General features: G+C 70.2%; 22 protein-coding genes. 11 read left to right on the top strand and 11 right to left on the bottom strand.

Annotation, left to right across the window (positions count from 1 at the left end; translation table 11 throughout):
* The first annotated feature begins 82 nt into the window (after window positions 1-82).
* From G6045_RS00200 to G6045_RS42070, 4 genes are read left to right on the top strand one after another with little or no spacing between them, the layout of a single operon-like run.
* Window positions 83-1354: an acyltransferase domain-containing protein gene (locus tag G6045_RS00200; RefSeq protein WP_165329640.1), complete on the top strand. Its 1272-nt coding sequence runs from the start codon at window positions 83-85 to the stop codon at window positions 1352-1354.
* Entirely contained in the window at window positions 1351-4629 is a 3279-nt protein-coding gene (locus tag G6045_RS42080) for a beta-ketoacyl synthase N-terminal-like domain-containing protein (protein ID WP_165329639.1), read from the top strand. Before G6045_RS00200 ends, G6045_RS42080 begins: the two co-directional genes overlap by 4 nt.
* Window positions 4626-5054: a MaoC family dehydratase gene (locus G6045_RS42075; RefSeq protein ID WP_165329638.1), complete on the top strand. Its 429-nt coding sequence runs from the start codon at window positions 4626-4628 to the stop codon at window positions 5052-5054. The genes G6045_RS42080 and G6045_RS42075 overlap by 4 nt, the downstream gene beginning before the upstream one ends.
* Window positions 5047-5619: a 4'-phosphopantetheinyl transferase family protein gene (locus tag G6045_RS42070; RefSeq protein WP_165329637.1), complete on the top strand. Its 573-nt coding sequence runs from the start codon at window positions 5047-5049 to the stop codon at window positions 5617-5619. The genes G6045_RS42075 and G6045_RS42070 overlap by 8 nt, the downstream gene beginning before the upstream one ends.
* On the opposite strand, the gene G6045_RS00180 is transcribed toward G6045_RS42070, so the two are convergent.
* The 10 genes from G6045_RS00180 to G6045_RS00135 all read right to left on the bottom strand — a co-directional run bounded on the left by G6045_RS00180 (window position 5594) and on the right by G6045_RS00135 (window position 17835).
* Complete coding sequence (locus G6045_RS00180; RefSeq protein ID WP_165329636.1) at window positions 5594-6508, bottom strand: 3-hydroxybutyryl-CoA dehydrogenase; 915 nt, start codon at window positions 6506-6508, stop codon at window positions 5594-5596. The two genes, G6045_RS42070 and G6045_RS00180, sit on opposite strands and share 26 nt — an antisense overlap.
* Window positions 6505-7503: a 3-oxoacyl-ACP synthase III family protein gene (locus tag G6045_RS00175; RefSeq protein ID WP_165329635.1), complete on the bottom strand. Its 999-nt coding sequence runs from the start codon at window positions 7501-7503 to the stop codon at window positions 6505-6507. Before G6045_RS00175 ends, G6045_RS00180 begins: the two co-directional genes overlap by 4 nt.
* Window positions 7504-7566: 63 nt before the next feature.
* Complete coding sequence (gene ccrA / locus G6045_RS00170; RefSeq protein WP_165329634.1) at window positions 7567-8901, bottom strand: crotonyl-CoA carboxylase/reductase; 1335 nt, start codon at window positions 8899-8901, stop codon at window positions 7567-7569.
* Between the two features lie 17 nt (window positions 8902-8918).
* Complete coding sequence (locus G6045_RS00165; protein WP_165329633.1) at window positions 8919-9674, bottom strand: SDR family NAD(P)-dependent oxidoreductase; 756 nt, start codon at window positions 9672-9674, stop codon at window positions 8919-8921.
* Window positions 9675-9686: 12 nt separating this feature from the next.
* A complete protein-coding gene (locus G6045_RS00160; protein ID WP_165329632.1) occupies window positions 9687-9926 on the bottom strand; it encodes an acyl carrier protein in 240 nt (79 codons plus the stop codon).
* Window positions 9927-9990: 64 nt separating this feature from the next.
* Window positions 9991-11034 carry a beta-ketoacyl-ACP synthase III gene (locus G6045_RS00155; RefSeq protein ID WP_328707612.1) on the bottom strand — a complete coding sequence of 348 codons (1044 nt, stop codon included), beginning with the start codon at window positions 11032-11034 and terminating at the stop codon, window positions 9991-9993.
* Between the two features lie 472 nt (window positions 11035-11506).
* Entirely contained in the window at window positions 11507-13279 is a 1773-nt protein-coding gene (locus G6045_RS00150; RefSeq protein ID WP_328707606.1) for a SpoIIE family protein phosphatase, read from the bottom strand.
* 312 nt (window positions 13280-13591) lie between these two features.
* Entirely contained in the window at window positions 13592-14788 is a 1197-nt protein-coding gene (locus tag G6045_RS00145; protein ID WP_408056283.1) for an MFS transporter, read from the bottom strand.
* A gap of 270 nt (window positions 14789-15058) precedes the next feature.
* A complete protein-coding gene (locus tag G6045_RS00140) occupies window positions 15059-16264 on the bottom strand; it encodes an amidohydrolase family protein (protein WP_165329629.1) in 1206 nt (401 codons plus the stop codon).
* A 98-nt stretch (window positions 16265-16362) separates the two neighbouring features.
* Window positions 16363-17835, bottom strand: a complete 1473-nt coding sequence (locus G6045_RS00135; RefSeq protein WP_165329628.1) for a chlorohydrolase family protein — start codon at window positions 17833-17835, stop codon at window positions 16363-16365.
* 206 nt (window positions 17836-18041) lie between these two features.
* Here G6045_RS00135 and G6045_RS00130 point away from each other — a divergent pair, with 206 nt between their 5' ends.
* Entirely contained in the window at window positions 18042-18698 is a 657-nt protein-coding gene (locus G6045_RS00130; protein WP_165329627.1) for a GntR family transcriptional regulator, read from the top strand.
* A gap of 61 nt (window positions 18699-18759) precedes the next feature.
* On the opposite strand, the gene G6045_RS42300 is transcribed toward G6045_RS00130, so the two are convergent.
* Entirely contained in the window at window positions 18760-18945 is a 186-nt protein-coding gene (locus G6045_RS42300; RefSeq protein ID WP_408056282.1) for a hypothetical protein, read from the bottom strand.
* Here G6045_RS42300 and G6045_RS00120 point away from each other — a divergent pair.
* From G6045_RS00120 to G6045_RS00095, 6 genes are all read left to right on the top strand, one after another.
* Window positions 18944-19600, top strand: a complete 657-nt coding sequence (locus G6045_RS00120; protein WP_165329626.1) for an alpha-ketoglutarate-dependent dioxygenase AlkB family protein — start codon at window positions 18944-18946, stop codon at window positions 19598-19600. The two genes, G6045_RS42300 and G6045_RS00120, sit on opposite strands and share 2 nt — an antisense overlap.
* Window positions 19601-19615: 15 nt before the next feature.
* Window positions 19616-21088: a translation initiation factor 2 gene (locus G6045_RS00115; RefSeq protein ID WP_165329625.1), complete on the top strand. Its 1473-nt coding sequence runs from the start codon at window positions 19616-19618 to the stop codon at window positions 21086-21088.
* 135 nt (window positions 21089-21223) lie between these two features.
* Window positions 21224-22453 carry an ROK family transcriptional regulator gene (locus G6045_RS00110; protein ID WP_165329624.1) on the top strand — a complete coding sequence of 410 codons (1230 nt, stop codon included), beginning with the start codon at window positions 21224-21226 and terminating at the stop codon, window positions 22451-22453.
* Window positions 22450-22872, top strand: a complete 423-nt coding sequence (locus G6045_RS00105; protein ID WP_165329623.1) for a cupin domain-containing protein — start codon at window positions 22450-22452, stop codon at window positions 22870-22872. Before G6045_RS00110 ends, G6045_RS00105 begins: the two co-directional genes overlap by 4 nt.
* Window positions 22873-22982: 110 nt before the next feature.
* Window positions 22983-23993, top strand: coding sequence for a LacI family DNA-binding transcriptional regulator (locus G6045_RS00100; RefSeq protein WP_165329622.1), 1011 nt, complete (start codon window positions 22983-22985; stop codon window positions 23991-23993).
* Between the two features lie 127 nt (window positions 23994-24120).
* Window positions 24121-25080 (top strand): DUF4073 domain-containing protein, encoded by a 960-nt coding sequence (locus tag G6045_RS00095; protein WP_165329621.1) that lies wholly within the window; start codon window positions 24121-24123, stop codon window positions 25078-25080.
* The last annotated feature ends 90 nt before the right edge of the window (window positions 25081-25170 follow it).

Below are 25170 nucleotides of genomic sequence, written 5' to 3'. Positions count from 1 at the left end.
TGCCGGTGCGGAACACACCGCGGTTCTTCGCGTACCGACAGGAAAGACTGGGGGATTTCGGTCCGCCGGATCGGAGACAGGCATGAGTGACTCACCGACGTTGATCGCCTTTCCCGGGGCTGCCTCCTATCAGCCCGGGGCACTTGCTTCCCTCGCCGAAAAGGACGGCACGGTGCGCGGGTTCCTGTCCGTCATCGACGAGGTCTCTCAGGAGTTCGACGGCGGACCGGTGACCGGACCGCTGCTCGAACGCGGGGAGCGTGATCTGCCGACCCTGATGCGCGAGGATCCGATCGCCTTCCATCTGGCCATCTACGCGGGTGCGCTGGCCGCCTACCGCGCTCTGCCCGAACGGCCAGAAGGCCATCGAAGGATTCTCCTGGGGCTCAGCCTCGGCGAGGTGATGGCGCTGGTGGCGGGCGGCGCGTATGACGTCGTGTCCGGTGCCCGCATCGTCGCGCACCGCACCCGGCTCCTGTGCGATCTGCTGGGTGAGGACACGGGAGCGGTGGTCCTGGAGGCGGACGCGGAACGCGCGGAGCACCTCCTGGCGGCACTCGGAAACCCGTCGCTCGCGGTGGCGGTGGAGAACACCGCGACACAGACCGTCGTCTGTGGCCCGGCCACCGCGGTCGGTGAACTTCATGACCTGGCCCAGCAGTTGGGCTTGCGGGCCAGCCGGATCGCCACGCCGTTCGCGTCGCACCATCCGTCCTATCAGCACGTGAGCGACCGCCTCTGGCATGACATCAAAGGCCTGCCGCAGCGCCCGCTGCGCGAACCCGTGTACTCGCCGATCAGCGGCGGCTTCTACCGGGACGGCGAAGACCTGGCGCGCGCCGTCGCGGACCACATCTCCCGCCCGGTGCGGCTGCGTACCGCCCTGCAGCTCCTGCACAGCACGGGAGTGGAGGAGTTCATCGAGTGCGCCGCGCGCCCTCTGCTCACCCCGCTCATCGCCACCGTCCTGACACCTGGTGCTCCGGCCCGCACGGAGCCCGCGGAGCGCCGCAGCGTACCTCCCCAGCAGCGTCGGGAGACCGCGTTGCCTGCCCCCGAGATTCCCGTCGCCGCACCGGCTCCGCCCGGCGAGACCTGCACCTTCGACGAGCTGCGTGCGGTGTACGTCGAGGCGCTCGGCTACCCGCCGGAGGCGTTCGAGCCCGAAACCGATCTGGAGGCCGACCTCGGCATCACCTCCATGCGGCAGACCGAAATCCTGGGCAAGGTGCTCAACCGGTTCGAACTCGCCGACCTGCCGGACAGTTTCGCCGTCTCCGCCTACCCGACGATGGGCGAGATCCTGGAGTTCGTACGGGCCCACGCGGCCCCCGCTCCCGGGGCCGGAAAGTGAGCGCGCACCGCGGCGAAGCCGTCGCCGTCGTCGGGATGGGGCTCGTGGTGCCGGGCGCCAGTTCGCCCCAGGAGTTCTGGCGGGTGTTGTGCCAGGACGAGCCACAGTTCGGCCCGCCGGATGAGCGGTGGGACCTGGAGACACTCTTCGCTCCCGAGCTGACAGCCGAAGACCGGGTCTACCGGCGGGAGATGGGGTACGTCACCGGGTTTCGCCCGCACGCGGACATCGATCGCGGTGCGCCGGCGGACCTCGACTCCGAGGCCGGACGGTGGCTGCGCCACTGTCTGCTGCAGGCGACCGAAGGGATCGGGCGCGAGGAAGCGGACCGCTGGCTGCTTGCCGTGGGGGCGGCGGCGGAATCCTCCCAGCGCCTGGAGGAGTCCTTGGTCGTCGACAGGGTGGCCACGCTGCTCTGCGAGGACGGGCGCAGGGTCGACGAGGTGCGCCGCAGCCTGCAGGACCACTATCCGCAGGCAAGAGCAACCCCCGCCTCCTACCTCGCTCCGCGTCAGGTGGAAGCAGCAGCGTCCGGGGTCCTGCCCGACGACATCCAGATCTCGGTGCTCCAAGGGGCCTGTTCGGGTTCCCTGCAGGCCCTGGACGCCGGACTCAGGGCCCTGAGGTCGGGCGAGTGCGACATCGCCGTTTGCGGCAGCACCTTCGTGCTGAACCGACTGACCAATGTGCTGTGCTCCGTGATGCGGGCCGCGCCCCGTACCGGCGGTGTCCGCCCCTTCGACAAGGGCGCCGACGGCACCGTGTTCAGCGAGGGAGCCGGACTGCTGACGCTCAAACGCTACGACCGGGCCGTGGCAGACGGTGACCGCATCCACGGCGTGCTGCTCGGCACGGGCGCATCGACGGACGGGCCCGGCACGTCGATCGTCACACCGAACCCCAAGGGACAGCAGCTTGCCGTCCGGCGCGCCCTGCGGCAGGCCGGGATCGTGCCCGCAAACGTGCAGTGGATCATCGCCCACGGCACCGGCACCCGGGCCGGTGACGCCGCCGAACTGCGCATGCTCGGCGAACTGGTGGACGGCGCGCGCTGGCAGGTGAGTTCCAACAAGGCGCTCATCGGACACACCGGCTGGACGGCCGGCGTCGCCTCCGTCATCCACGGCCTGCTCGCTATGGAACATGAACTCATCCCCGCACAGCGGCAGTTCGACGAGGTGACCGACCCGGCGCTGCTCCGCGGTGGCGCGCTGGCCATCCCCACCGAGGACGTGGCGTGGCGGCGCCGTACGCAGAGCGCACCGCGTATCGCGGCCGTGTGCGCCTACGGTCTCGGTGGTGTCAACGGGTGTGCGGTCATCAGCGATGGGCCGCTCGCTGTTGAAACGACGCCTGAGGCCCGTTCGGCACACGCCGGCGAAGCGACCGCATCCGTGCCATCCGCCGACGACGTGGTGGTCACCGCCTGGTACGCGCACCTGCCCGGCGCTCCGCACCGCGCAGCCGTCGAGCGATGGCTGTCCACCGGTGCACAGACATGGGCCGATGCCTTCCCCACCCCGTATCCGCCACCGCCCTTCGCGGCGTGCCGGCTCCCTCCGGCCACCTTCGACACCCTTGACCGCTCGCACCTGATGATCCTCGACAGCGCCCACGGACTCGACCGCGAGCTCGGCGGAGCCTGGCGACAACTGGCCGCGGAGACAGGCGTCTTCCTTGGTCACATGGGGCCGACCGCGGGCAGCGTCGCCTATGCACTGCGCGCCTCGATGGACGACTTCCGGCGCAGGACGGGTGACGATCCGCTGCCGGGCACCCGGCAGCTCACCGCCCGTCGGCTCGCCGAGGAAGTGCGTGGACAGGTGCCGCGCGGCATCTCCGACACCTACACCGGGCTGCTGTGCTGCATCATGGCCTCGCGCGTGGCCGTGCAGTACGACCTGCACGGACCCGCCCTCAGTTTCGAGGCGGGACCCGACTCCGCGCTCGCCGCACTCGAAGCGGCCCGTCTGCAACTCGTCACCGGGGGAGTGGAGTTCGCGCTGGTCTTCGCGGTGGCGGGCAACGCGGAGCACGGCGACGCGCTGCTCGGTCTCGCGCGGGGGCGGCGACTGCGCGAAGGAGCGTTCGCGTTGGCCCTGACCCGCCGCTCCACCGCACAACGACTGAAGCTCCCGGTTCTGCGTCGCCTTGAGAGGACACAGGGCAAGAGGCAGCCGCCGACCGAGCCGCGGCCCGCAGCACACACCGGATTCCTGGGAGCCGACAGCGCCGTCAGAATCCTGCGCGCCACTGCCTCCGACGCCGGGGATGCTGTCATCGCACCCGAGCAGGACCGGCACCTGCCGGCGCTTCGACTGGCTGCAGCGCACCCGACATCCGTACCGAAGCAACCGCCCAGAGCTGTGGAGGCGTTCTACCTTCGGGAAACCGTCGAGCGGAGTGCCGAGCGCGCTCGCTGGCGGGTGCCATTGGACAGGGACCGGGACGGCTTCCTCTCGGAGCACCGGGTGGACGGACGGCCCACGATGCCCGGCACGTTGATGCTGGAGCTGGCAGCCGAGGCCGCGACCGCACTGGTGCCGCGCTTCCTGCCGCAGTCCTTCGCCCAGGTGGAGTTCGAGGCGTTCGTACGCCTCCCTGACACGGGGCGACCGCCCCTGACGCTCAAGGCAGACGCCGAAGTCCTGCACTGCGACGACGCGGGGGCCACGGTCTTTGTGCGCCTCCTGAGCGATGTGACGCTGCCCGACGGCAAGGTCATCCAGGCCGACCGGATCCATATGTCCGCCCAGGTTCGGCTGTCCTCGTTCATCGGCCAACGTCCCTACGCCGACGACCTCCCGGAGCCCTCGTCCGACGCACCGGAACTCCCCGACGTCTACTGCCGCCCCAACCGACCGCATCTGCTCAGCGGTACTTTCGACTCGCTGCGTCGACTGCGTGCACACCACCGCGGAGGGACGGCGCTCTGGCGGTGCACCATCGCACCGGACCACCCGGCCTTCTCAAAGTTCCGGACTCCCGCCGTGCTCCTGGACGCCATGTTCCGCACCGGGCAGCTGAACGGTGAGCACCATCTCGCCCACGAACCGCCCATGCCGGTCGGCCTGAGCGAACTCACCCTGTACACGCAGGCGAACGACCTCGCCCTGGCCGGCCTGTTCGGCTCGGGAGTGACACTGCACCATCGGCCGGCCGCAACCGGCGGAGCGACGGATCGCCTGCAACGGGCCATTGCGCCCGACGGCACAGTCCTGGCGGAAGTGCGCGGGCTGCGGCTCTACACGCGCGCGTCCGGGGGCGCGCGGTGACCGGGCCGCGCGTGGGCGATGTCCATGTGGTGCGCCGCCGCATCAGCGCCTCGATGATCCGCGCCTTCGGCGAACTCACCGCGGATCTCGCGGCCCACCATGTGTCACCTGCGGTGGAACGCCCCGTCGCGCACGGCGCCTATCTGCTGGCCGCGCTGTCCATGCTCGGCGGCCGCAGCGCCCTGGGCCACCGGATCACTGTCGAGCTCATGGCCCCCGCGTACGCCGGTGACGTGGTGGAGACCAGGATCGAGATCACCGACGTCCAGTCAGGCGGACAGCTGGGTGTCCTGCTCAACGCGGACTTCACCCTCCGCAACCAGCACGGCGACTTGCTGGGCCGCGGCACGGTCGGCTGCTCCTTGCCGCCGGACCCCGTACACCGGCCCGAGGCGACGGTGCAGGGTGCGACCGTCGGTGACTGAGGACCGAGTCGTACTGCATCTGCGTCCGTACGTGCCGCGCCGCCGACACCAGGATCTCGTACGGGCCCTGCTGGCCGCGCAGTTGGGGTGCAGCCGGGACGAACTCGTCCTGGCGCGCACCAGTAGGGGAAAACCGTACGTCCAAGCGCCGGCCGGCCCCGGCCTGCGCTTCTCGCTCACGCACTGCCCCGGACTGCTGGCCGTAGCTGTCGGCGGTCCGCGGGAGCTGGGTGTGGACGCCGAACCGGCCGCTCAGCAGCCGGACCCGGACGCGTTCGGACGGTTCATGACCTTGGACGAGCGCCGGGAGGCCGCGCGGTGCGGCGCCGAAGCGCTCGTGCCCTGGTGGGTACGTAAAGAGGCGGTGCTCAAGGCGGTGGGAGCCGGGCTGTGGGCCGACCCGCGGGACTGGCCGGTACCGGTCGGCGGGAACGGACGGCTTCATTTCGCCGTCGGTCGCAGCGGCGCCGTGCACCGAGTACGGGACCTGCGCTATGGCCCGTACGTGCTGGCGGTCGCCTGCGCCGGGCCGGCGAACTTCAGTGTCCAGATGCGCGATCGGTGACGCCCGACCGGTAGTCCTCGTAGAAGCCCGTGCCGGTTTTGCGCCCCAGCCGTCCCTCTTCGACCATGCGCTCGAGCAGTGCCGGAGGTGCGTGCAGGGATTCCCCCGAGTCCTCGCACAGCGAACGCGCGGTGGCGGCGACGGTGTCGAGTCCGACCAGATCCGCGAGCCGTAAGGGCCCCATGGGATGGCCGCACCCAAGGACCATGCCGCGGTCCACGTCCTCGACGCGGGCGAATCCGGACTCGACCATGCGGATGGCAGAGATGACATACGGCACCAGCAGAGCGTTCACCACGAAGCAGCTGCGGTCCCCGGCCCGGATGACCTCCTTGCCCAGCGTTACCGTCAGCAGGGACTCGGTCCGGTCCAGGAGCGCAGGCTCCGTGAACCGTGTTCCCACCAACTCGACGAGCGGTGCCACCGGGACCGGACTGAAGAAGTGCGTGCCGAGCACCCGCCCGGGGCGGGACGTGGCTTCGGCGATCCGGCCGATGGGCAGCGAGGACGTGGTGGAGGCAAGAATGGCCGGGGAATCGCCGAGCAGGCTGTCCAGGGTACGGAAGACCCCCGCTTTGACGGACGCGTCCTCGGGCACGGCCTCCACGATGAACTGCCGGTCCGCGAGGTCCGCCAGGTCGGCCGTGAACTCTGCAGCACCGACGGCGCGCTCCCGTTCGGCCTCCGAGATCCGCCCCTTCGCCACGGCCCGGTCCAGCGAGGCGTGCAGCTGTCCGGCGGCGCGCCCCAGTGCACTGGGCCGGGAGACGACGATCCGCACGTGCAGTCCGGACCGCGCGCAGACCTCGGCGATTCCCGCACCCATGATTCCGCAGCCCACCACACCTACGCGGCTGATGGATGCGTCGTCGGGGACATGCGTGTTCATGAGACCTCCGTCCAGCGCATCAGCGATGCGCCAAGCGACATGCCGCTGCCGAAGCCGGCGAGCAGTACCAGATCGCCGTGGCGCAACTCCCGGGTGCGGTGGGCGATGTCGAGCGTCAGCGGTACGGAGGCAGCACCGGTGTTGCCGTACTCCTCCACGGTGCGGTGGGTGCGTGCCTTGGTCAGCCCGGCGCGTTCCACGAGCCTGCTCAGAAGCACTCCGTTGGGCTGATGCGGAACGAAGTGGTCTACCTGATCGGCCGTGACACCGGCGCGGCGTAGCAACGCGTCGATGAAGGGGGGGAATTCCCGCAGCAGGAACTCGACGACACCACGGCCGTCCATGCGCAGAAAGTGCGCCCCGGCCTCGACCGTCCGGGCCGAGGCCGGCAGCCTGCTGCCGCCGGCGTCCACCCTGATCAGCCTGGCGGCGTGGCCGCGGCCGGCCAGCTCGAAGTCCAGGAAACCGTGCCCCTCCTCTACGGGACCCACCACGACCGCGCCAGCTCCGTCCCCCATCAGGACGGCGGTCCGCCGGTCGCTGAAGTCGAGGAAGCGCGAGCAGACATCCGCCGCGACGACCAGGATGCGGCTGTCCCGGCGCTGTGCGACGAGACTCCGGGCCAGCGCGAGACCGTAGACGAAGCCGCTGCAGGCTGCGTTGATGTCGAAGCAGGCCGCGCCCTGCGCTCCCAACGCGTGCTGGACGCGGTGAGCTGTGGGCGGCTGGGGTGAGTCGGGTGTGGACGTTGCCACGATGAGGTGGTCGAGTCGGCCGGCGTCGATGCCGGCCCGGTCAAGTGCCGTGCGGGCAGCGTGCGTCGCGAGATCGGAGGTCGCCTCGTCGTCCGCGGCGTAGCGGCGCCCCGTGATGCGGGTCTGCCGGTGGATCCACTCCTCGTCGACGCCTACGCGCGCCGCCAGTTCAGCGTTGGTGATATTCGACCGAGGGACGTAGGAACCGGTGCCGAGGATGCCGATCGGTCGCGTGGGCATGAACGTGCCTTCCTGGACGGTGAATGCGGGTACGAGGGGCATCTCCCGTGTGGCGCCGGATCCCTAGACGGTTCGCAGGGGATTGAGGCGTGCCTCCCCGATCCGCGCGCGCAGCTCCGGGTCGGTGACGCCGAGTCCTTCCTGCGGGGCGAGGCACAGCACGCCGACCTTGCCGGTGTGCCGGTTCGTCTGCACCAGCCGGGCAGCCTTGGCGACGTCGGCCAGCGGGAAGACTGCGGAGAGGGCCGGCATGATCTTTCCGAGGCTGAACAGGCGGCTGCACTCGGCGTGTTCCTGGAGGTTGGCGCCGTGGCTGCCGATGATCCGCTTGGAGTTCATCCACAGATAGCGGTTGTCGTAGAGGTGCTCGTAGCCGGTGCTCGACCCGCAGGTCACCACGGTCCCACCGCGGCGTACGGCGAAGACGGACAGCCCGAACGTCTCCTTGCCGACGTAGTCGAACGCGACGTGCGGGTCCTCGCCGACCTGTTCGCGGACCGCGCTGCCCAGACGCTTGCCCTGCTCGACGGCCTCCTGGGTGGTGCGGGCGCCGGTGAGCCCGATGTCATGGCGGTTGATGACCACGTCGCAGCCGAGGGCACGCGCGGCCTTCTCCTTGTCCCGGGAACCCACCACCCCCACAGGGATGCCGCCCGCGTTCTTCACCAACTGCACGGCGTATGCGCCAAGGCCGCCGGTGGCACCCCAGATCAGCACGATGTCACCGAGTTTGATCCGTGCCCCTTTGCTGCCGATGAGCATGCGGTACGCGGTCGCCGCAGTGAGCATGGTGACCGCCGACTCCTCCCAGGTCAGATGCCCTGGCTTGGTCAGCAGCTGGCTGGCCTTGACGACGGCGTACTGGGCGAGGCCGCCGTAGTTCGTCTCGTATCCCCAGGCCCGCTGGCGCGCGCCGAGCATGCTGTCCGCGTGGGTCATGGGTTCGTGATCGTCCACCTGGACGGGCGAGATGATGACGTGGTCGCCGCAGCGCCAGCGGGTGACGCCGGCGCCGGTGCGTACCACCACACCGGCCGCGTCCGAGCCCACGACGTGGAAGGGCTGGTCGTGGCGTTGCGCGAAGGCCCCTTCCCGGGCGTAACGGCGCAGGAAGTCGAAGGTGGGCAGGGGTTCGAAGGTCGCCGACCACACCGTGTTGTAGTTGATCGAACTGGCCATCACGGCCACGAGGGCCTCGTCCGGGGCCAGTTGAGGCATAGGAACCTCGCCGACGTGGAGCGAGCGGCTCACGTCCCTGTCGTCGCCGTCCGCGACGGCGTCGAAGATCTTGGTGTCCTCGATGCGCAGGTGTGCCGCCGTGTACTGGGCGGGGATGGCCGCGCGGAGCAACTCGTCCGCCGGTGCGGCTGCGAGGACGGCTGTCGACAGACTTTCCATGAGTCAGCCTCACCTTCTCAGTGCGCCAGATACCCGGCGTCTACGGGGTGGAACGAGCCGGTGACGAAGGACGCGGCGTCCGAGGCCAGGAAGCATGTGAGCTCGGCGACTTCCTCGGCGGTTCCCGGTCGTTGGATGCCCTGGGCCGAGACCAACTGCTGAGCCAGGGCCGCGCTCTGCTCCGGGGGCAGCCGGTGACCGATCGCCGTGTCGACGAAGGCCGGCGCCACCGCGACGACGCGCACCCCGTGCGCTGCGTACTCCAGAGCGGCACTGCGGGTGAGGCCCAACACCGCGTGCTTTGCGGCGCAGTAGGCGGAGGCGCCGGCGAATCCGGAGGCGGACCCCACCGACGCCATGTTGACGACGACTCCGCCGCCGGACGCGAGCATCGCCGGGATCTCGTACCGCATACCGTGGAAAACGCCCCCGAGGTTCACTTCGAGGACGTGCTGGAACGCGTTGTACGCCAGTTCGTGGACCGGTGCGAGGCCGCCGAGCACGCCGGCATTGTTCACCGCGATGTCGAGCCTTCCGTGCTCGGACATCAGGTCGTCGACCGCATGGCGCATGGCGTCGGCGTCAGTGACGTCCGCATGGACTGCGCGGATACGAACCTTGTCGTACGCGGCTACGCGCTGGGCGCCGTCCTTGTCCGTGTCCAGGGCCACGACATGGGCACCCTCGCGTGCAAGCTGCCGCACACAGGCAGCACCGATTCCCGAACCCCCGCCGGTGACCAGGGCTACTTTTCCTTCGAATCGTTCGGACACGACGGTTCTCCTTCAGGCGAGCACACCCCTGCTGTGCAGGAGCGCGATGACGTCCGACAGGGAATTGGTGTGGGTGATGTCGTCGTCGGAGAGAGTCACCTGGAATTCGTCCTGCAGCATCTCCGTGAGTTCCACTACGGCGAGCGAGTCCAGGTCGAGTTGTTCGAAGGTGGCGTCGGACTGCACTTTCGACGGCTCGATGCCGAGCCTTTCCGTCAGCATGGCGGTGAGTTGGGAGATCACGGTACTCACGGCATTCCTCGTCTCTCTTCGGTGCTGGAACTACCTTTTCGAGGCGGATATGGGCGGGCCGGGGTCAGGAATGCCCGGCGGGGCAGCTCTGTTCGGACGGGTGCCGGAGCTGGGGTGCGTGCACCACGGGGCGAAGGTCCGGCCAGCTGAGCGCGATCGCTCCCCAGGTGAGTCCCGCGCCGAAGGCGGTCAGCACCGTGCGGGCGCCGGCGTCGACGGCGCCCCGGGAGGCCGCGTCGGTCATGGCGAGCGGCACGGAACCGGCCGCCGTGTTGCCGACTTCGCGGATGTTGCCGATGAGTAGATGTCCGGGCAGTCCGAGCTTCTTTCCCACCGCGTCGAGGATGCGCTGGTTCGCTTGGTGGGCGACGAGTGCTTCCAGCTTGTCCGTGGTCCAGTCGACACGCTCCAGGACGGCCAGGGTGGACGCGGTCATGCGGCGGATCGCCTGCAGATAGATCTGGCGCCCGTTGAGGTCGACGTAGCGCAGCTGCCGGGGAATGGTGTCATCGGGCCGGGGCATGCGTGACCCGCCCGCCGCCACGGCTGCGAAGTCGCTCCCGCTGCCGTCGCTCCCCAAGTGCGTGGCGAGTACGGCCCCGGGCTCGTCCATGTCGCCGTGGCGGACCACCACCGCCCCGGCGCCGTCGCCGAAGACGATCGCCGTGTTCCGGTCGAGCGGGTCGACGATCGTGGAGAAAGCATCGGCGCCAATGACCAGAATGCTGTCCTGTTCGCCGGACCTGATCTGGGCGGAAGCCATCGTCAAGGCATAGACGAAACCCGAGCATGCCGCGTTGAGATCGACGGCCGGTGTGTTGCCGAGCCCGAGGCGCCAAGCCACTTCGGGTGCAGTGGAAGGACATGTGCGGTCCGGGGTCGTCGTGGCCACGATGACCATCCCCACCTCACGTGCGTCGGCGGACTCGAGCGCGGCAAGCCCGGCGGACACCGCGAGATCGGCGGTGCCCATTCCGGGTTCGACGCGACGCCTGGTGGAAATGCCTGTACGGGAGCGGATCCACTCATCGGAGACACCCAATTCCGTTGCGAGTTGGTCGTTGTCGACGACTCGCGACGGTAGGCAGCCACCCATTCCGGAAATCACGGCATTCCGCGTCACGTCAAACCTCTCCGTCGCTGCAAGGCAGTCAATGTGTCGTCAGGGGGGAACTGGTCCGTGGCGACAATTCAATGAATCATCAACTGCGTAGTGCGCGATAGAGAGTTCGACGGCTAACGCGTGAAGGCGTTGAATCTCAGATCTTCAAGACTTCGCAATGTGTGCTGGTGAGGGAACGTCACTCTCCTGGAGCGGGCGGCGACTTGAGATCGCCTGACACGATGAGCTGGCAACGGCCCCGGTGGCCGTGTCCGCACGGCGGGTCATCCGCGAAGCCTTCCTCGGACTCGTCTGCTACCTGATCACCACCGCCCAGTGCGGCGCTTACCTGGCCGGCAATCGCCCATGCCGGAAGACCAGTCCGCAGGATGAGCGCACGAACCGCGACGTCCTGGAATCCGCAACACCTGCACGGTTCGGGCCCCGGGCACCAGTGGGGTCTCGCGAGGGCCGGCGGCTACAGCTCGCCGTGGGTGCGGCTGATCGAAGCCGTGGCCGGGCATTCCAACCGGGCGGCGAGCAGGGCGATGTCGTCAGTGCCCTCAGGGGTCAGGGACTCGAGGGCCTTGTCGATGATGCGCATCAGCGGGCCCGTGGTGGGAAGGCGCAGGCGGGTGAGGCGGTACAGGGAGGTGTCAATGTCCTCGTCGCGATGTTCGATCAGTCCGTCGGTGTAAAGGAGCAGGACGCCGCCCGCGGGGCAAGACACGGTCGAGGAGGCGTACCCGCCCAGCCCTGTGCCCAGCGGCGGGCCGACCGGCACGGAGATCAGACGGGCACGCTGGTCGAAGGTGAGCGCGAGCGGCGGCAGATGTCCCGCGCTGGCGTAGGTGACGCTCCCGTCGCGGGGGTCGGCCAGGGCGAGCAGGCAGGTGGCGACCCGGTCGAAGCCGGATTCGGCGACCATGCGGTCGGCGTGCCGCAGCACCTGGTGGGGCTTCAGGCCGGCCTGGGCCAGGGCGCGCAGCGTGGAGCGGTAGTGGCTCATCGCCACGGCCGCCTCCACGCCGTGTCCCATCACGTCACCGATCACGAGTAGGGTGCGACCGCCGCTCAAGGACAGGGTGTCGTACCAGTCGCCGCCGACCAGCGCGCGGTCGTCGGCCGGTAGGTAGCGCGCCGCGGTCTCCAAGTTCTGGTGTGCGCGGGAGGGCTCGGCGAGAAGGGATCGCTGCAGTTCGAGGGCCATGGTGTGTTCGCGGCTGAAGCGCATCGCCCGGGCCAACCCCTGGGCGGCGCGGGCGGCCAGCTCCTTGGCCACCACCGCGTCGTCGCGGGAGAACGGCGCCGAGCCGCTCGCCCTGGCCAGCGACAGCGAGCCGAGCACGTGCCCTTCCGCGATCAGCGGCACCACCAATGCCGAGTGGTAGCCGGCGGCGATGTAGCCGTCCGCGAGCTCCGGCTGGGCTGCGACCGCCCGCCACTCGGGTGGTGTGATCCTGTTGCGCAACCAGGACCGGCCAGTTTCCAGGCATTGCCGGATCGCTGCACCGGGCTGGTAGTCGATCAGCTGGCCCGGCTTGGCCGCCGCCTGGGCGAGCGGTACGAGATCAGGCCGCAGGGCGAGTGCCGTACGGCGCAGCCGCAGAACGCCCTGAGGTGCCCGCCACCGTACATCCGACTCGTCAAGACGCAGCTCGACCCCGGCCGCGTCCGCCAGCTCAGGCACCACGAAGTTGGCGAGCTCCGTGCAGGTCGTCACCACGTCCGAGGTGGTGCCGATTTTCGTGGCTGCCGTGTCGAGGAGGGCCAGACGCCGATGGGCCCGCTCCAGCTCGTCCACATACTGACGCCGTCCACTGACCTCCAGCGCGATCCCCACCAGACCGAGCACGCGTCCCTGCCGATCTTGCAAGCGGTGATAGGTGGCACGCCACACACGGCGGTCGTACGGCGAGTCCGCCCAGGTCCGTCCACTCACCACCAGTTGCCGCGGCGTGCCGTCGGCCAGCACCTTGCGCAACACCTCGTCCGACCGCTTCACCCCCGGCAGCACGGCGCTCAGCGGTCGGCCCAGGTGGGCGTCGGCGGGAAGCCCGCTCATGCGCGCCATCTGCGGATTCACGTACCGATAGCGCAGCTGAGTGTCGAGGATCGACACCGCCGCCTCAGTACCCTCAACCACGTCGCGCAGCAGCGCGTACTCCTCGGCCAGCCGCAGCGGATCGGCCAGAACGTCCTGGACGTCGCCGGACAACGGAGGCCTGCGTGCGGAGGCGTCGGTACTCACGACACACCTCTCCATGAACGGGCCCACGGTTTCACCCATAGTCGAACGGCTACGTGCCCGGCGCATCCGGGAGTCGGCAAGCCATGCCTGCGGCTTCCTGCCAGGTATGGGCATCCCTCGCGCATCGCAGTGAGAGCAGCGTGTCGCCCTCAAGACAGGCACCGACAGAGGAGTCACCACGCGTGCGACGGCTCCGGTGCCCTGCTACCCGGGACCCAGGCCGCGCCGTAACTCCATGCGCGTCCACCACGCCCGAGGCGGCTCGGAGACCACGTACGGGATAAGCCTCAGACGTTGTTGCTTTCCGTGCATTCACCGCCGAGTCGTGTACCCGATCAGCGCGGCGACACCTGCGAGTGCGGCGACGCTGGTCAGCGCGATCGGCAGCGTGAACCAGTCCGCCATGAACCCGATCGCGGGTGGGCCGAGGAGCATGCCGCCGTAGCCGAGGGTGGAGGCGGTGGCGACGCCGCTGGGGCCGGCGAGGGCGCCGGCGCGTTCGACGGCGACGGGGAAGATGTTGGCGAGTCCGAGGCCGGTGATGGCGAAGCCGACCAACGCCAACCAGACGGTGGGGGCGAGGGCGCCGAGGAGCATGCCGGCAGCGGCGGTGGCCCCGCCCGCGACGATGACCCGGGTCTGGCCGAGGCGTTCGAGGAGGGTGGTTCCGCTGAGGCGGCCGATCGTCATGGCGCCGGCGAAGAGGGAGTAGCCGGCGGCTGCCATGCCGGGGTGGGCGTTGAGGTCCTGTTCGAGATGGAGTGCGCCCCAGTCGGCGAGGGCTCCTTCGCCGAAGGCGGTGCACAGGGCGATGAAGCCGAAGATCAGGACGAGGCGGCGGGTATGGGCGTCGAGGCGGTGCGGGGCGTTTCCCTTGGCCGGTTGATCAGTTGGGGCCGCCGGGGGTGACAGCCGCAGGAGGGCGGGTCCCGCGATGGCGGTGACGACCAGGCCGATCAGGGTGAGGCCGAGCAGGTGGCGGGTGGGGGAGAGGGAGCCGGCTATCAGTCCGCCTACTCCCGCGCCGACCATGCCGCCGAGGCTGAACGCAGCGTGGAAGCTCGGCATGATGGGGCGCCGCAGCGCGGCCACGAGGTCGACGGCCGCGCTGTTGAAGGCGACATTTATGCCCCCGTACGCGATGCCGAAGATGACGAGCACCGCGGCCAGTGCCGCCGCCGAGTGCGTCAGCGGCGGCAGTGCGACGCTCAGCGAGAGCAGCACCGCGCAGACGACTGTGACCGGGTGGCTGCCGTAGCGGCGGCAGAGACGGCCCGTGAACACCATCGTGATGACGGCGCCGACCGAAACGCCGAGCAGCGCGAGACCGAGGGCGCTGGACGAGGCGCCGGTCTGTTCCTTGATGGCCGGGATGCGGACGACCCAGCCCGCGAAGATGAATCCGTCGAGAGCGAAGAAGACGGTCAGGACGATGCGCAGGCGCGTGAGGGCGCTCGGCGGCTTGGTGGTTGTGGTGGATCCGGACCCTAGTTTGTTCAGTAGCGGCACAAAACACAGCGTAGGGGTGTGGGCGGTTTCGGACAAGGGGATTCCCGCGCTCTGCAAATGGGATACCAAAGGCTCGGGCGGGTGACGATCGCCCGCCATGCGGAAGTCGGAAATGCTCCAATTCGCCCCGGGCATATGGGGCATGGGAGGGCGGATTGACGTTGCCACGCTGACGCTGGAGTGCGCTGCGGCGAGGGCGCCTACTCCCCGTATGAGCAAAACCCCTGCCCCAAAAGCCAGTTCCGGGGCAGGGGCGTTGTTCGGTGGTGCTCAGACGAGCTGGAGCCGGTCCGCGACGACACGGCCCGCGTGGATCACCGTGCGGTCCGAGCCGCGGTCCATCACGGCGGCCGAGACGGTGTCGCCGTCGACGAGGATCAGATCGGCGGCGTCACCGGCGTCCACGCCCGGCCGGTCGGCCGTCGAGGTGAGACGCTGCAGCGACGGATCGAGGATCGAGTGACCGCCGCGGCTGGCCACCGCCCAGGCGTGCTCGATCAGTTCGTCGGCGCGGTAGCGGCTGGTGAACGCCAGCTGCCAAGTGCGGTCCAGCATGTCGCCATTGCCGTACGGGGACCAGAAGTCCCGCTGACCGTCCTCGCCCAGACCGACGCGGACGCCCGCCTTCGTCAGCTCGACGAGCGGCAGCGCGGTGAGCTGCTGGGCCGGGGCGATCGTCGCCATCGAGATGTCGAGGTCCGCGAACTCCTCGATCAGACGGCGCGTGGTGGCCTCGTCGACCGTGCCCAGCTCGTACGCGTGGGAGAGCGTGACCTTGCCCTGCATGCCGAGCGCGCGGGTGCGCTCCAGGATCAGGTCGGTGCTGAACACACCCAGGTGGCCTGGCTCGTGCAGATGGATGTCGACGGGCGCCTGGTGCTTCTCCGCGAGCCCGAAGACGATGTCGAGGTGCTTGACCGGGTCGCGGTCGAGCGTGCAGGGGTCGATACCGCCGACCACCGCGGCGCCCGAGGCGAGCGCCTGGTCCATCAGTTCCGGCACCCCCTTCTCCAGGAGCAGACCGGCCTGCGGGAACGCGATGATCTCGAGGTCGGCGCGGTCCTTGTGCGCCTCCTTCGCGGCGAGCACACCCTCGAAGCGCTCGAGACCGCAGTCCGCGTCGATCTGCGCGTAACTGCGGACGCGGGTGGTGCCCCGCTCGATCATCCGGCCGAGCAGCCGCGTGGTGCGGTCGGCGACCGGGCCGTCCTCGCGCCAGTGCTCGCGGTCGTTCATCGTCATGCCCCAGACGCCCGGCTTGCCCGTGTGCGGGCGGAACGGCAGTCCGATGCGGTTGGAGTCGAGGTGGCAGTGGACGTCCGAGAAGGTCGGCAGGGCGAGCCGGCCGCGGCCGTCGACGCTCTCGCCGGCCTCGGCGCGCGCGGGGTCGTGCGGCAGTACGGCGGCGATCTTGCCGTCCTTCAGCTCTATGTCGGAGGCCTCGCCGCCCCACGGGCGGACGTTCCTGATGAGCATGCGTGGTGGCTCCTCGCTGAGGTCGGGGGGTGGTGCCTGTGCGGGGTGGTTCAGCGCGTCTCGTCCATGAAGGAGCGCATCCCTTCCACGAAGGCGGATCAGCGCGTCTCGTCCACGAAGGGCGGGAACGTGGCCGGGAAAAGCTCGTCGGCGTCGCGCCCCTTGAAGTCCCGTTCGCCGTACGCGGCCCGCATCTTGGCGAAGAGTTCCTGTGCCTGAACGCGCAGCGCCCCTGTGTCGACGCCGGGCAGCGACCCGTCGACGAGGACCGGTCGGCCGTCGACCACGGAGTGGGTGGCATTGCGGGCGGTGCCGTTGAGCAGCAAGGTGCGCACCGGGTCGTCGAGCACACCGTCGCGGATGTCGTCGAGGCGGAAGGCCACCAGATCGGCGCGGGCGCCCGGGGCGATCCGCCCCAGGTCGTCTCGGCCGAGCGCGCGGGCGCCGCCGAGCGTCGCGGCCTCGACATAGGCCTCGGCGGGTGCGGCGTCGGCGCGGCCGTCGACCACCTTGGCGAGGTGCACGCCGAGGTCCATGCCGCGGATCAGGTCCGGCGGGAAGGAGTCGGTGCCGAGGCAGAGATTGAGCCCGGCGCGGCGGTACTCGCCGAAGGAATGCAGGACATCGCCGTAGCGCAGCGAGGTCTGCGGACAGTGGATGACGGACACGCCGGCCCGGACGAGGGTGTCCAGATCGCCATTGTCCTCGCCGTGTACGGAGGGGTGGAGGTCGATGACGATGCCGTGCGGGATGAGCAGATGCGCGTCGAACAGGCCGGTCCGCTCGATGAGTTCGAGCGGGGTGCATCCGTACAGGCGCTGCACGAGTTCCCGCTCGACGGTGCCCTGGAGGCAGTGCAGCCGGACCGGGACCGAGCGGCTGCGCGCGAGCGCGGCGGTGGCGCGCAACAGCTCGGGGGTCATCGTCTCGATACGGCAGGGCAGCAGGGCCGAGCGCACCAGCGGGTCGGCCAGCTGCTCGACGTGGTCGAGGAACCGCTCGGCGTCCCGCAGGCCGGCGCGTCCGCGCTCCTCGTCGAAGTGGAGATCGCGCCGGCCGTCGGCATCGACGACATTGACCGCGGAGCGGTAGCTGGGCCCGAGATAGCCGCGCAGTCCGATCCGCCGCGAGGTCTCGGCCATGTCCGCGAACTCGTCGAAGCTCTCCGCCCAGGAGCTGTGCACCTCGGACGCGATCGGCATGTACGTGGTGACGCCGTGCAACGCGAGCTGGACCAGCGCGTACTCGCGGATCACGGCGCGCTCGGCACGTGTGAAGACATCACGGCTCGTGCGGGCGTACGTCTGGGACCACTGAAGGCCGGGCCCGGTCTCGGGGGAGTGCCACGAGTCGAGGATCAGATGGTCGATGTCGGTGAGGGCGTCCAGGTCGATCAGGCCCGGCATGACCAGGCGGTCGCCGAGGTCCACGTCCTCATCCACGGGCCCTTCCCAACCGCGGCCCACATGGGCGATGGTGTCGTCCTGCCACACCACCTCACCGTCGCGCAGCAGCGCATGCTGCCCGTTCTGGTACGCGAGCACATGGGCGGCACGCCAGCGGGTGTGCACGAGGAGCCTCCTGTGGGTAGGGCGACTCCCGGACCCTAACACTTGGGATACCAAATATTCGGCGGCCTTGCTGGCCTCTGATATGGGGATTCGCCGGAATTCACAGGTCCTTCGTGCTTGCCGATAAGTAACTCGGTATACAAATTGTGGCCACCCACATGCCCGCAGAGCGCCGCACGGACGATCTCGGATGCGAAAATGGCGGCATGGCAACGGCTGAGGAATTCACCCCCGAGTCGGAGCGGGTCATGAACACCCTGCGCGACGAGATCATCGACGGTACGCGCGCTCCCGGCAGCAAGCTGGTCGAGCGTGAGATCGCCGCCGAGCTGGGCGTCAGCCGGCTGCCCGTACGTGATGCGCTGCGCAGTCTCGTCAGCGAAGGCCTGGTCACGCCGCGGCCCCGGACCTGGGCCGTGGTGCGCGAGTTCAGCCAGTCCGATGTCTCCGACCTCAACGAGGTGCGCTCCGCTCTGGAGACCTTGGCATTCCGCCTCGCCGCCGAGCGCCGAACCCGCGCCGGCCTGGCCAAACTCCGCGCCGATCTGGACGAGCAGCAGGCCGCGTCGGAGAGGGGCGACGGCGGCGCCGCCCGCCGCAAGGCCGCCGACTTCCATCAGACCGTCACCGAACTCGCCGACAACGCACTGCTCAGCGAGCTCGACGGGATCCTGCAGAGCAGGCTGCGCTGGCTGCTCGGCCAGCACGACGATCTCGATGTCTTCGCGCATGAGCACGAAGAGCTGTACCTGGCCATCGAGGCGCGGGACGTGCAGCGCGTCGACGAACTGGCCGCCCAGCACCTCGCGACCAGCCGGGCGAAGATCGCGGCGCATCGGCGCAACGCGGCCGGCGCCGAGTAGAACGGGCCCCGTGGGCCAGGAGTTTGCGGCCTCTGGGGTCCGCGGGCTCAGGAGCGGCCCGTCAGCTCCGGTGGATCGCCGTCTCGATCTGGGCGAGCTGAGCGGCGAGGAGCTCCTCGAACGCGGCGCGGCGCTCCGCCCCGAGAGGTTGGAGATCACGGGCGAAGTGGGCCAGGGCGGTCAGGCCCACGGCGTTCGCGGCCTGGGCGATCGGTGCGGCGGCGCGTCGTCGTAGCCTCGGGCTCATGGACGAGCTGTTCCGGCGCCCGCGCCGCACCATCGCACCCGGCGCCGTACACCTCCCGGACTGGCTGGACCTTGCCGAGCAGCGCACGCTCCTGGCGCAGTGCCGCGCCTGGGCCCGCCCGCCCGCCGGGCTCCGCGAGGTCGCCACCCCGGGCGGCGGCCGGATGTCCGTCCGTCAGTTCGGCCTGGGCTGGCACTGGTTTCCGTACGGCTATGCGCGCACCGCGGTGGACGGCGACGGCGCACCGGTCAAGCCGATGCCCGAAGCGCTCGTGGAGTTGGGCCGACGCACGGCGGCAGCGGCCGTAGGCGAGGAGTTCGCCGACGCCCCGTACGACATCGCCCTGATCAACTTCTACGACGCGGACGCCCGCATGGGCATGCACCGCGACCAGGACGAGAAATCCCTTGATCCAGTAGTGTCGCTCAGCCTCGGCGACACCTGCGTCTTCCGGTTCGGGAACGGCGAGACACGGGCCAAGCCTTATACGGACGTGGAGCTGCGCAGTGGAGACGCGTTCGTGTTCGGCGGGAAGTCACGGCTGAACTATCACGGGGTGCCGCGGGTGCACGGGGGAACCGCCCCCGCTGAACTGGGGCTTGTGGGGCGGCTCAACATCACCTTGCGGGTGAGCGGCCTGGAGTGGACGGACTGACGGGGGAGGGTGTCGGTGAACGACGCGCGCTTGAGTGGACTGGCCGTCAATCCGGCCGCGCCGGCGCAGGTGCTGCTGAAGCTGCTGGCGCCTGAGCACGAGGACACCTGGTCCGCCCTTGCCGGCCGGCGCGCCTCGTTCCCCGAGGAAGTGGCGGCTGCGATCGTCGCGCACCCGGACGTCCGCGTCCGCAAGGCACTGGCCCGCAATCCGTACGTGGAACCGGAGGTGCGCGGGCTGCTCGTGGACGATCCCGAGTGGATCGTCCAGGCGTGGCTCGCGGGCCGCCCGGACCGGAACCGGCCGGTGCGGCCCCTGCCCGACCGGGTGATCGACCGGATGCTCACGACGTATGACAACGACTGTCTGTCCGAGCTGTTCTCCTCGCGCCAGATCCCGTTTCGTGTCCAGCTCTCCTTTGCTCGGCACCCCCTGGCCGCCGTCCGCCGGTACGCCCTGAACGTGTGGGGCTCGCTGACCGAGGCGGAGCAGGCGGCGCTGCTCGACGACCCGGACCCCGATCTTCGCGCGGCCGCTCAGAACACGGTCCGACGCCGGCGTGACGAGGACGACGAGGCGGTGACGGAACGCGAGCTCGGCACGCTGCCTCCGCCGCGCAACCACTGGACCACGCACCTCCTGGTGAACTGCCGTCTGCCCAGAACAGTCGTCGACTGGATGATGAACGATCCCGATCGCGACGCCGCCTGGACCCTGGCGCACAACTACAGCACCCCGCCGGACGTGGTCGCCTCGCTCATGGAGCACCCCGACCCCGACGTACGCCGGCAACTGGCCTGCCGCGACGACCTTCCACCCGCCCTGGTGCGGGTCCTCGCGCGCGACCCCGACCCGCAGGTGCGCACCGAAGTCTCCCTGCGGCCCGAACTGAGCGAGGACGAACGGGCAGCGATCGACTACGTCGTGGAGCCCGACCGGCACACGGGCGTCCCGTGGGAGCCCCATGCCTCCGCACCCGCCGACCCGGCCGTCTCCGCGGCCCACGCCCGTTCGCGCCACCCCCTGCTCCGCCGCCGGGCGGCCACCGACCCCGCCCTGCCCACCGAACTGGTCACCCTGCTCGCGCGGGACGACGACGCAGGCGTACGACTCCGGCTCGCCCACCACCACCCGGCAGCCCCGTCCGACCTGCTCCTCGACTGCTACCTGTCCCACCCCGGCCCCGACCACCACCGCGACCTGCTCACCGAGCACCCGAACTTCCCGACCGCAGACCTCGGCAGACGCTTCGCGACGGCCGACACGCCTGCCGAGCGCCACCTCGCCCTCCTGGACCCCGACTTGGCGCCCGACGCGGCCGAGCGGCTCACCCACGACCCGGACGCAGCCGTCCGAGCCGGAGCTGCCGCACATCCACGGCTGCCCGCGCCCAGCCTGATGGCGCTCCTGGACGACGCCGAACTGGGCGCTCACGCCGCGGCCAATCCGGCTCTTCCGACAACCGTGATGAGGGACCTGCTGTCATGATCACCGGCCGGTCTCCCGAGGCTCCCTCCGCCAGAGTCTCGACCTCACCTTGAGGGTCAGGGAACTCGAACGCTGAGCGAGAACGTGAGGGAACCTGCCGCTGAGCCCCCGGCGGATCATGGGAGACTCGGCGCCATGAACGGCAAGGCGGCGCCCAGTGAAGTGCGGTCAGGATCCGCGCGTTCCCGGCTGGACCGAGGGCGCGGAGCGCTCGGCCCCGCGTTGGAGTTGGTGCACACGGGGCGTGCCCCGACCCGTTCCGTGCTCACCGCCGAACTGGGCGTCACCCGGGCCACCGCCGGAGTGGTCGCCGCGGAACTCGAAGCGCTCGGGCTGATCACCGTCGAGCCCGGTGCGGCCGGCGGATCGCAGGGCCGGCCCTCGCACCGGCTCACCGTCGCCGAGGACGGCCCCGTCGTACTCGCCGCGCAGGTGCACGCCGACGGATACCGCGCCGCCCTCGTCGGGCTCGGCGGGCGGATCGTCGCGACGACGCCCGGCTGCGAGAGCGTCGACGCCGATCCCGTACAGGTGATCGGCGCGGTGGTGGACGCCGGAGCCGAACTGCTGGAAGCCTCCGGCCGCAGATGCGCGGGTGCCGGTCTGGCCGTCCCTTCCGCCGTCGAGGACCCCGAGGGACTCGCCCTCAATCCGCTGCACCTGGCCTGGCCGGTCGGCGCGCCCGTACGCCGCATCTTCGCCGAACGCATCGAGGCCGCGGGCCTGGACGTGCAGGCCTTCACCGGCAACGACGTCAACCTCGCCGCGCTCGCCGAACACCGCCACGGCGCGGGCCGCGGCGCCGCGCACCTGCTGTGCGTCGCCACCGGCCACCGCGGGGTCGGCGGCGCGCTGGTGCTCGACGGACGGCTGCACACGGGCAGTTCGGGCCTCGCTCTCGAAGTGGGCCACCTCACCGTCAACCCCGAGGGCCGGCCCTGCCACTGCGGCAGCCGCGGCTGTCTGGACGTCGAGGCCGACCCGCTCGCCTTCCTCATGGCGGCGGGCCGCGAGCCCGGCCCCGAGGTGTCGCTCCTTCAGCAGTCCACCGATCTGCTGCGCGGCTCGTATGCCGCGCCGCAGGTGCGCATGGCGGCAGAGGAGATGATCGACCGCCTGGGCCTTGGCCTCGCGGGCCTGGTCAACATCCTCAACCCCGACCGCATCATCCTCGGCGGCCTCCACCGCGCCCTCCTGGACGCCGACCCCGACCGACTGCGCGCCGTGGTTGCCGACCGCAGCCTGTGGGGCCGCAGCGGGGGAGTCCCCATCCTGGCCTGCACGCTCGACCACAACTCCCTGGTCGGAGCGGCCGAGTTGGCCTGGCAACCCGTACTCGACGACCCGATGGGGGTCCTCGCATGAGCGACGACGAGGCGTTGGGCGGCGATGCAGCGTTCCACGAGGTCGTGGACGGCGTGCACGTGGGCCGGGCCGACCGCGACGCCGCGCTCGACCGCGGCTGGCTCCTCGGCCACTTCAAGGACCCGGCCGACCCCCGACACTGCGCCGAGCTGGAGATCAAATGGGGCGTCCATCCAGCGGGTGACCGACGTGCGCAATGGGCCACCGGAGAGATCCGCACGGCACTCCTGGTCCTGATCAGCGGCCGCTTCCGAATGCAATTCCCCGGCCGCGACGTGGTCCTCGCCGAGCAGGGCGAGTACATCCTGTGGGGCAAGGGCGTCGACCACTCCTGGTACGCGGAGGAGGAATCGGTCGTCCTGACGGTGCGCTGGCCATCGGTCCCCGGCTATCGCGTGGACCCACCGCCCGCCGACTGAACCAAGTCCGCTCGGCCCTCTTTCCGGGAGGGGGCGTCCTCGGAGCACCGTACGGATTAGCTTGAGATCAACAGTGGCTGGTGGAGCGGCCCGGAGGAGGTGACCGGCGGATGAAGGAGCACAGGCCGACGCTCGAGGCGGTCGCGGCACGGGCAAGGGTCGGGCGGGGTACGGCTTCGCGGGTGATCAACGGGTCCGGGCACGTCAGCCCGGAGTCCCGCGCAGCCGTCCTGCGCGCCGTCGAGGAACTCGGCTACGTCCCCAACTCGGCCGCCCGCGCACTGGTGCGCCAGCGCACGGACACCGTGGCCTTCGTCGCGGCGGTGACCGACGACCGCGGGTTCTGGGAGGACCCGTTCTACTCGCCCCTCGTACGCGGCGCGTCCGCGGCCCTCGCCGCCGAAGGCATCCAGCTCCTTCTCGCCATCGCCCAGTCCCGGCAGGAACACGCCCAGCTCACCGCATTCCTCAGCGCGCGCCACGTCGACGGCGTGCTGCTCAGTTCGCTGCACGAGGGTGATCCGCTGCTCGGGCGGCTCGACGCGAGCGCCGTACCCACCGTGCTGGTGGGGGCGCCCGCCGGCTACACACCGGCCTACGGCGTCGATGTCGACAACGCGGCCGGCGGGCGCCTCGCCGCGCACCACCTGATCGAACGCGGCCGTCGTCGCATCGCCGTCATCACCGGACCGCTCAGCATCCGCGCCAGCATCGACCGCTGGCACGGCTTTCGCGCCGTGCTCGACGAGGCAGGGCTGGCACACGGGCCGGTCGCGCAGGGCGACTTCTCGCGCGTCTCCGGCGAGGAGGCCGTGCGGCAACTCCTCGCGGGCGGCGAGCAGTTCGACGCGCTGTTCGCGGCGAACGACCTCATGGCCGCCGCCGCAGTGGACGTACTGCGGGAGTCCGGACGGACCGTACCGGACGACGTCGCCGTCGTGGGCTTCGACGACACCTGGGTCGCCGCGGCCGCCGACCCTCCGCTCACCTCGATCCACCAGCCCCTCGAAGACATGGGCCGCGAGGCAGCGCTCCTGCTGCTTGCCCGGCTGCGGCAAGACGATGTTCCGGAGCCGAACGTGCTCTTCACACCGCGTCTTGTGGTGCGCGAGTCGGCGTAGGAGCAACGCCCTTGCGAGCCAAGGGGGTTGCCGGGTGAATCCCGGCCGGGCCACGGGTCAGGAATGTCCAAGATCCCGCACCACCTGTCCAAGGACCGCAAGGGTCACGCCCGTTACGTTGCGCCCCATGACTCCCCTCACTCGGAGAACGCTCCTCACGGCGGGTGGGCTCACGCTGGCCACCGTGCCGCTGGGTGGACTGACCGCCGCCGAGGCCGCCGCCGCCAGGAAGCCGCAGGCGCCCGCTGCCGCCCTGGACGTCATCAGCGACATCCAGGGCGATCTCGCCGACTTCGGCAAGGCATTGGACACCCTGTCCGGCCTCGGCGCATCGGAGGCGCTGGTCATCGCCGGCGACCTGGTGGCGCAGGGCACCGTGCAGCAGTACGAGGATCTCTACGGCACCCTTGCCGGCCACCCCCACCCCGAGCGGGTACTGGCCGCGCTGGGCAACCACGAGCAGTACAACTCCGACCCGTTCGACACCCAGGTCAAGCGGTTCCTGGACTACACCGGCATGCCCGATGTGTACTTCCGGATGACCGCGGCCGGGCTGCCGCTGCTCTTCATCGGCACCACCGCACCAGCCGTCAACGGCACGAGCCCGCCGTTCGTGACGCTCGGGGCATCCCAGCTGAGCTGGCTGGACTCCACCCTGAACGAGCTCTCCGCCGAGCCCTACGTCCTCATCTTCAGCCACCACGTCCTGCCGGGCACCGTGTCCGGCACCATCGGAGACGACAAGGCGGGCTTCTACGACCAGGACTTCGTGGACGAGACCGACCTGCTGACCATCCTCGGCCGGCACCCCAACGTCATCTTCTTCTCCGGCCACACCCACTGGGACCTCGCCCGCAGCGACTGGGCCGCCCGCAAGATCGTCGAGGGCGGTGACCCGGCCGGCTTCACCGTGGTCAACACCGGCTTCATCCAGACCCTTTACGGTCCCGACGGCAACGGTGGCGAGAAGGCCATCAGCGGCGCCGAGTCGCAGGGCCTGCGCGTCCTGAAGGGCACCGACGGCAAGCTCACCATCGAATCCCGCGATCTTCGGCGCAACAGAGTGATCCGCACTCTCCCGGTCTGAGCTGCGGCAGGGGACAACGAGCCGCTCCGGGTGCTGTCCAGGTGGGCAGCCCCTCGGGGCGGCTCGCGCGCGTCCGTCGACCTGCACGGT

This window comes from Streptomyces mesophilus (assembly GCF_011044995.1).
Taxonomy (GTDB): Bacteria; Actinomycetota; Actinomycetes; order Streptomycetales; family Streptomycetaceae; genus Streptomyces; species Streptomyces mesophilus.
Note: the sequence above shows the minus strand (reverse complement) of the source record. Positions and strands in the feature narration are given on the sequence as shown.

Coding starts and splice junctions, on each gene's coding strand:
- G6045_RS00100 (WP_165329622.1), top strand. CDS start 22,983: ATGAAGGAGCACAGGCCGACGCTCGAGGCGGTCGCGGCACGGGCAAGG.
- G6045_RS00120 (WP_165329626.1), top strand. CDS start 18,944: ATGGACGAGCTGTTCCGGCGCCCGCGCCGCACCATCGCACCCGGCGCC.
- G6045_RS00140 (WP_165329629.1), bottom strand. CDS start 16,264: ATGCTCATCAGGAACGTCCGCCCGTGGGGCGGCGAGGCCTCCGACATA.
- G6045_RS00180 (WP_165329636.1), bottom strand. CDS start 6,508: ATGAACACGCATGTCCCCGACGACGCATCCATCAGCCGCGTAGGTGTG.
- G6045_RS00130 (WP_165329627.1), top strand. CDS start 18,042: ATGGCAACGGCTGAGGAATTCACCCCCGAGTCGGAGCGGGTCATGAAC.
- G6045_RS00200 (WP_165329640.1), top strand. CDS start 83: ATGAGTGACTCACCGACGTTGATCGCCTTTCCCGGGGCTGCCTCCTAT.
- ccrA (WP_165329634.1), bottom strand. CDS start 8,901: ATGGAAAGTCTGTCGACAGCCGTCCTCGCAGCCGCACCGGCGGACGAG.
- G6045_RS00110 (WP_165329624.1), top strand. CDS start 21,224: ATGAACGGCAAGGCGGCGCCCAGTGAAGTGCGGTCAGGATCCGCGCGT.
- G6045_RS00095 (WP_165329621.1), top strand. CDS start 24,121: ATGACTCCCCTCACTCGGAGAACGCTCCTCACGGCGGGTGGGCTCACG.
- G6045_RS00175 (WP_165329635.1), bottom strand. CDS start 7,503: ATGCCCACGCGACCGATCGGCATCCTCGGCACCGGTTCCTACGTCCCT.
- G6045_RS00105 (WP_165329623.1), top strand. CDS start 22,450: ATGAGCGACGACGAGGCGTTGGGCGGCGATGCAGCGTTCCACGAGGTC.
- G6045_RS42300 (WP_408056282.1), bottom strand. CDS start 18,945: ATGAGCCCGAGGCTACGACGACGCGCCGCCGCACCGATCGCCCAGGCC.